This is a genomic window from Bacillus sp. JJ783 (genome assembly GCF_036963225.1).
Classification (GTDB): Bacteria; Bacillota; Bacilli; order Bacillales; family Bacillaceae_G; genus Bacillus_A; species Bacillus_A cereus_U.
The window spans coordinates 1-796 of record NZ_JBALMG010000093.1; the positions used below are offsets into that span (position 1 = coordinate 1).

The following is a 796-nucleotide window of genomic DNA, read 5'->3' on the forward strand; positions in this document are numbered from 1 at the left end:
AAATAACATATTACTATAATTAAAATATTTTCACCTTACTATTAAACAACTTTTGAATTTCAGCTTAATACTTCTCATCTTTCAAATGAAAATTAATAATAGCCTTATATAAAAATGCTGCATATTGCTCACGTGTTACAAATTTATTTGGTTCAAATTTTCCATTCCCTGTTCCTATTATGACATTATTAGATTGCAATGCACTAATTGCATTTTTTGCCCAATAATTATTTGGTACATCTGTAAATGTATGTTTCTTCTTCACTTCAAATGAAAATGCTCGTGTAAGGACTTGTGCTACTTCTGCACGTGTTATCGTTTCCCTCGGTCTGAAATTCCCCTTCTCATCGCCTTTAAAAATACCATGTTCTGTTAATGCTAAAATTTCCTTTGGAAACATTGTTGATCTTTCAGAAATATCTTTATACGGATTATGTAACGGTCCTTCATGTTTTATATTAAGTGCGCGATACAGTACTGCCGCCACTTGTTCTCGCGTTACATTATCGCCAACACCAAATTTCCCATTTCCATAACCTAGCATAACTTTATTATATGCAACGTCTATAATATATTCATATGCCCAATAGTCTACTGGAACATCATCAAATACAATCATTTCTGGATACTCTTCTGCTTTTATATTAGGAACATTTGCATTTAATAATAAACCACCCATAATAGTCGCTGCCGTCATTATACGCAACATTCTTTTTTTCATTGCCCTCTCTCCTTCATTTCCATTTCATTAAAATGGAAAATAATAGACTACATTCTTTTTCCATATTACATATGC

General features: G+C 31.8%; 1 protein-coding gene. It reads right to left on the reverse strand.

Annotated elements, in window-relative coordinates; all coding sequences use genetic code 11:
- Positions 1-64: 64 nt before the first annotated feature.
- Positions 65-721 carry an S-layer homology domain-containing protein gene (locus V7038_RS19590; protein ID WP_002158931.1) on the reverse strand — a complete coding sequence of 219 codons (657 nt, stop codon included), beginning with the start codon at positions 719-721 and terminating at the stop codon, positions 65-67.
- Positions 722-796: the final 75 nt, after the last annotated feature.